Source organism: Liquorilactobacillus sicerae, from assembly GCF_029916425.1.
GTDB lineage: Bacteria > Bacillota > Bacilli > Lactobacillales > Lactobacillaceae > Liquorilactobacillus > Liquorilactobacillus sicerae.
Genome location: NZ_JAHAVQ010000359.1, coordinates 1 through 389, shown reverse-complemented (window position 1 = coordinate 389; position 389 = coordinate 1). Strand labels below are relative to the sequence as shown.

Here is a 389-nt window from a genome sequence, read left to right as displayed (position 1 = left end):
GTTAAGACCGGAAAATCCCTTGCTATAACTGATAACGCTTACATTTAATAAAGAATTAAAATCTAATTATGAGCAAACGAACAAAGATTAAAAAAACACAAGTTGAACAACTTTTAGACAAAAACAATATCCCTTATCAATCTTTAGAGATTAATGTTTTGAATCAAACAAGTGCAGAAATTAAAAAAACGTTGGCCCAAGCAGGAATCAATAAAGAATCTTTGATCTATAAGACGCGAGCCTCAAATGGCGATATAAGCGGACCGGTCATTGCTGTCCTGCCAATTACAAAACATTTGGATGAAAAAAAGCTGGCAGCTGTTTCCGGGAACAAGCGTACGGAAATGATTCCTTTAAAAGACCTGCAAAAGACAACCGGATATGTGCAT

The 389-nt window shown here is 35.5% G+C and carries 1 protein-coding gene; it reads left to right on the top strand.

Features of this window, described 5'->3' with window-relative positions; all coding sequences use genetic code 11:
- Window positions 1–68: 68 nt before the first annotated feature.
- The coding region (locus KH893_RS12830) for a YbaK/EbsC family protein (protein ID WP_345803748.1) at window positions 69–389 on the top strand (321 nt) is incomplete at its 3' end.